The following is a 5,255-nucleotide window of genomic DNA, read 5'->3' on the forward strand; positions in this document are numbered from 1 at the left end:
TGAAGCACCCATAGAACGCTTCCTTGCACGTTGTCATATGGGTTTTAACCAAGCACGGTTCGAATTAGAAGCGATGTTTGATCGCTAAATGTGACGATCTACTAAGTTTGGGTTGAGTCATTTACACAAAATTATTGACGGTGCCAAAAGTAAAGGTTAAATATATTGGTAAGAATAAAACAATAACAAAAACATTATCAAAAAAACAAAAAACGGCTATTAAGGATACTGTAATGTTAAATCTTTATGAGACTCAGCATATTTCTGATTAATGCGAATAGTGATTTCTTCTATTTCGCCACTCAATAACGAGCAGTATTACCACTGCAATTTTTGAAACTAAAACAGATCAAAGTTAAATTCGATAGATATCCGAAATAGAATAGCTTAAATAATTTACCCCCCGTATTAATTTATGGGGGGTAAATTACTATTTTAACTTCTTCAATAGACTAAAGACCGCCTCAACAATCTCATCAAATCGTCTATCGAACAACACATAATAAACAGCAGTCTTCACACCGCGAATTTTGAATCCAGCACCGACTAAAGCGTCTTGCAGGTGTTTCGCTTTGTCACTCGTGATTGCATTTTTTAATAATTGGCTGCAAATAACTTTGTATCATGCTCGCGGCAACGGTCCACTGAAAGTATAATTTTCTATGCTCCGTGGCTGAAATGGGAACCGCAAAAACCCGTAGTATAAAACTACGGGAGAAGGTGAACTATTGTTTTTTAAAAGTCTATACTTATAATACTTTTATATTTTTGAGCAGAAAACGTGATGTTGGTTTTCTTGATTTTCCAAGTTGCGTAGCGTTCAATGAAATTAATCTCTTCATCATTGTAAGTCATTTGCTTACCTTTTTTTCCTAAATCAGTATTCATTTTTTTATACATTGTTGTATAACGCTTTTTCGGATTATCTTTTTTTTCATCCATAACATTAAAATAATAATTTATATTAGTTAAAGTTCTTTTCTTATTGTTGTTAAAGTAAAAGTGAATCACAGTCTTAGATTGATTATAGAATTTCCCTGGGATGTAGTAAGCTACACTATTGTAACCAGTATCCTGGGTATCTTTCCATCCCTTTTTCTTTGCCATTTTTTCAATTTGTGCTCGTGTTTCTCCACCTTTTAATCCCCATAGCAACGTTTTTTTAGCCGCTGCAGCTGTTTCAACTTTAGTACTTTCTTTTGCGTTTGCATCATTCGCTACTGTTGTTGCTCCGATTGTCGAAAATACTAAACTAGATGCAATTAGTGCACTTGTCCACTTTTTCATCATAAAAACCTACTCTCTATAAGTGATTTTAAACCTTATTAACTATAATATGGTAATTTTGTTATGTAAAGAGAAATAAAACTAAAACTAGTAATAGGGGTAGCGTCAGGAAAATGCGGATTTACAACGATAAGCAAATTACAACATAAAAAAACGGTTCCTAAACGTTGTGCGGAATCGTTTTTTTATTTCGTTTGTTAAACTAAAGAGCACTTTAATAAGATTTTTTAATTTTCCCCCCATTTATTTTGGAAAATAAGGTTGTCTAAAGAACGCCTTTTTTCCCAATCAGCTAATTCTAGAATGGGTTTTTCTGGATAATCATCCGTGTAACCAATAGAAATAAGAGCAATAGGCTCAATATGTGGTGGTATTTCTAAAATGTCTCTAATATCATTCTTTTTATAAAAACTTACCCAGCCCATTGCAAGCCCTTCAGCACTAGCTACTAACCACATATTTTGAATGGCACAAGCAGTTGATAAAGCATCCGTTTCAGGAATTGAATTTCGTCCTAATATGCGAACCTCCTCTTGTTGGATCACAAGTTACACATATAGTTAAAGGAGATTCTTTTAGACCTTCAACTTTTAAACTAAGGAATTTCGTTTCTTTTTCTCCTTCATAATGAATAGCCAATGCTCTTCTTTCCTTATCCGCTGCCCATGCTAACTTTTCTTTAATTTCATTTGAAGAAACTAAAATAAAATTCCATGGTTGCATAAACCCTACTGAGGGTGCATGATGAGCAGCATTTAGTATTTTATGTATTGTATTTTCTGGGATAGGAGTTGACAAAAAACTTCGGATGTCTCTTCTATGATAAATAACTTTATATATTGCTTCTTTTTCTTCCTTAGTAAACATATTTTCCCTCTCTCGTTAAAAATTAAAATGTTATTGTTTATTCATATATTAACAATAAAACCTGTTGCTGTCCGTCTTTTAATTAAATGGTTTTTTATATTTTTTTATTGCTCCTTTTATTTTACTTAAAACTCATGTATACTAAAACCAAATTGAATAGAAATAACTAGGGGAGTCCAATAAGTTGGGCTGAGAGAGAAACACGTTAAAGTTTCTTGACCCTTTGGACCTGATCTAGATCATACTAGCGTGGGGAAGTTAGAAAAAATAATCATGTAATCATGTATTGAATAAACTTCTACATACAAAGCCGGTCCATCCTTTTTGGATTCGGCTTTTTTATTTAATTCATTTCTTTAATTCCTCTTTTATTGTTCTAGATCTCGTCCTTTAATTTTAAAAAGGGGAGAGATTTACTCTATGTCAACAACTTCATTAAACGAAAAAAGCATTTCCATCATGTCTAGTTTTTCAGGTAGTAAAAAAGTTTATGTTGAAGGCTCAAGACCCGATATCAAGGTACCAATGCGTGAAATTGAACTAAGTCCTACAACGGGCGCCTTTGGTGAAGAAGAAAATCCACCAGTTCGTGTCTATGATACAAGCGGACCTTATACGGATACTAATTATTCAGTTGATATTACAAAAGGTCTTCCTCCTCTTCGAAGCACATGGATTCATGAACGAGGAGATGTTGAGGAACATGAAGGAAGAGAAGTTAAGGCTGAAGACAATGGATATAAGGATGAGAATGACCCTCGTGCTAATCATAATATGTTCCCGGGTTTAAAGCGTAAACCCTTACGTGCAAAAAAAGGTGGAAATGTCACACAGCTTCATTATGCAAGGAAGGGCATCATCACTCCTGAGATGGAATTTATCGCATTAAGGGAAAATATGAAACCTGAATTTGTGCGTGAAGAAGTTGCAAGAGGTCGAGCAATTATCCCTTCTAATATCAATCATCCAGAGGCAGAGCCTATGATCATAGGACGTAATTTCCATGTTAAAATCAACGCAAATATTGGGAATTCTGCTGTTTCATCCTCCATCGAAGAAGAGGTCGAAAAAATGACATGGGCCACACGTTGGGGTGCTGATAATATTATGGACCTATCAACAGGTAAAAACATTCATACAACAAGGGAATGGATAATTCGCAATTCTGCTGTTCCTGTAGGAACCGTTCCTATCTACCAAGCACTTGAAAAAGTAAATGGTGTTGCCGAAGAACTCACATGGGAGGTTTACCGTGATACTTTGATTGAGCAAGCCGAGCAAGGCGTGGATTACTTCACCATTCATGCTGGTGTTCTTTTGCGATATGTTCCGTTAACAGCAAAACGTTTAACAGGTATTGTATCCCGGGGTGGATCTATTATGGCACAATGGTGTCTTCACCACCACAAAGAAAGCTTTTTATATACTCATTTTGAAGAAATCTGTGAGATTATGAAAACTTATGATGTTTCATTCTCTTTAGGAGATGGTCTACGTCCTGGTTCAATTGCTGATGCTAATGATGAAGCACAATTTGCAGAATTAGAAACTCTTGGAGAACTAACAAAAATTGCTTGGGAGCATGATGTACAGGTAATGGTTGAAGGTCCAGGTCACGTACCTATGCACCTTATTAAAGAAAACATGGACAAACAACTTGAGGTTTGTAAGGAAGCGCCTTTCTATACTCTAGGGCCACTTACAACTGACATAGCTCCTGGGTATGATCATATTACATCTGCGATTGGTGCAGCCATGATTGGTTGGTATGGTACGGCTATGCTATGTTATGTTACACCAAAAGAACATTTAGGTTTACCAAACCGAGATGATGTTCGTGAAGGTGTTATAACTTATAAAATAGCTGCACATGCTGCTGATTTAGCCAAAGGGCATCCAGGCGCACACAAAAGAGATGATGCCTTATCAAAAGCTCGTTTCGAATTCCGTTGGAGAGATCAGTTTAATTTATCATTGGATCCTGAACGCGCTTTAGAATATCATGATGAGACGTTACCTGCAGAAGGTGCAAAAACAGCACATTTCTGCTCAATGTGTGGACCGAAATTTTGTAGCATGAGGATCTCTCAAGATATTCGTAATTACGCGAAAGAAAACAAGCTTGATACAAAAGAAGCAATAGAAAAAGGAATGAAGGAAAAAGCTGAAGAGTTTAAGGAATCTGGTGGTAAATTATATCAATAATTCTTGTAGTTAGGAGGTTTACGTTGAAGTTCCAAATAATTGAAGAGGAGATCAATCAATTAAAAACTCACCTTGCTTTTTTGGAAAAACGCTTAAAAGAGATTTAACAAAATTGTGATCATCATTTTAAAGGAAATCAATATTATGAAACATGTATCAAGTGTAATAAAGTAAATGTTTTATACTATTAGCAGTGGAAAGCTAAAAAATGCTAAAAGAAACCTTGCCCTAATACCTATCTCTTTAAAAGGGGCAAGGTTTCTTTATCTTCAATTACTTAAATAAAAGAACATTTCTATAGATATTTTTTTGAGAGCGTAAAATATTTTGTGTAAATGAAAAAAACCATAAAAAAAGAAGAGCCAATTCTTGGTAGAATAAAGTTACTACAACCAATTCTAAAAAGAGGGTCTTCCTATGGATAAGTTTACGACAGAAATCATTCAAACGCTAGCGCAAAATGGCAATATCAGCGAAGTTTTTCGCAGTCATCTTGAAAAAGCGGTCAATACGCTGTTAGCGCAGGCGTTAACGGCGTTTTTGTACTATGAAAAATACGACCGTATCATCGGCTTTAACTCGGGTAACTCACGAAATGGTGTGTACGAGCGCACGCTGCACACGGAGTATGGCGACTTAAAGCTGGCAATCCCACGTGATCGCAATGGCGATTTTCGTCAACAGACGATTGCGCCCTATAAACGCTCGAACGATACGCTTGAAAATACGGTCATTCACTTGTTTCAAAAAGGCATTACGATGACGGAGATTGCCCACCTCATTGAACGAATGTACGGGCATCACTACTCACCGCAAACGGTTTCGAATATGACACAGGCGATGAACGATGAAGTTGAAGCGTATCATAATCGCCAGCTGTCGAACCGTTATTCATG

General features: G+C 36.0%; 3 protein-coding genes, 1 pseudogene and 1 riboswitch. Of the genes and pseudogenes, 2 read left to right on the forward strand and 2 right to left on the reverse strand.

Annotated features, from left to right (window positions below; genetic code table 11):
- Positions 1-735: 735 nt before the first annotated feature.
- On the reverse strand, positions 736-1,290 hold the full coding sequence (locus tag KTHG_RS12065) for a hypothetical protein (RefSeq protein WP_186439582.1): 555 nt from the start codon (positions 1,288-1,290) through the stop codon (positions 736-738).
- A 224-nt stretch (positions 1,291-1,514) separates the two neighbouring features.
- Positions 1,515-2,154, reverse strand: a pseudogene (gene bluB / locus KTHG_RS12070) (5,6-dimethylbenzimidazole synthase).
- A gap of 158 nt (positions 2,155-2,312) precedes the next feature.
- A riboswitch (TPP riboswitch) is annotated at positions 2,313-2,427 on the forward strand.
- A 147-nt stretch (positions 2,428-2,574) separates the two neighbouring features.
- Between bluB and thiC the strand changes: the two are divergent.
- Positions 2,575-4,359 carry a phosphomethylpyrimidine synthase ThiC gene (gene thiC / locus KTHG_RS12075; protein ID WP_139993865.1) on the forward strand — a complete coding sequence of 595 codons (1,785 nt, stop codon included), beginning with the start codon at positions 2,575-2,577 and terminating at the stop codon, positions 4,357-4,359.
- A gap of 417 nt (positions 4,360-4,776) precedes the next feature.
- A partial coding sequence (locus KTHG_RS12085; RefSeq protein ID WP_186439583.1) for a transposase occupies positions 4,777-5,255 on the forward strand: 479 nt, incomplete at its 3' end.

It is taken from the genome of Kurthia sp. Dielmo, from assembly GCF_000307285.2.
Taxonomy (GTDB): Bacteria; Bacillota; Bacilli; order Bacillales_A; family Planococcaceae; genus Kurthia; species Kurthia populi.